Here is a 328-nt window from a genome sequence, read left to right as displayed (position 1 = left end):
TGGCGGACCACGTACTGCTGGATCAGCCGGCCGGCGTACGCGCCGTGCCGCAGTTGGATGCCTTCGCCGGAGGCGGCGAACACGCCGCCCCAGCCCGGTGTCTTGATCTGCGAGGTGATCCGGCGGTGCTTCCAGGTGCGGCCGTCGTCGTCGGAGTAGCTGTAGTCCGTCTGCAGCACGTTCGGGTCGTCATGACCGACGCCGGGGCCCGAGCCGGCGAAGCCCTGGTTGACCGAGGCCGCATAGAAGAGGAAGATCCGGCCGGTCTGCCGGTCAACGAGCAGGCTCGGATCGCCGTATCCCTTGGGAGCGGCGTCCCGGCGGACCG

At 69.8% G+C, this 328-nt stretch carries 1 pseudogene; it reads right to left on the bottom strand.

The features are described from left to right. Positions 1 to 328: pseudogene (locus IH13_RS0123120) on the bottom strand (sialidase family protein); the annotation flags it as partial.

This window comes from Streptomyces sp. NRRL WC-3549, from assembly GCF_000721935.1.
Lineage (GTDB): Bacteria > Actinomycetota > Actinomycetes > Streptomycetales > Streptomycetaceae > Streptomyces.
This window is presented reverse-complemented; position numbering and strand designations above follow the sequence as displayed.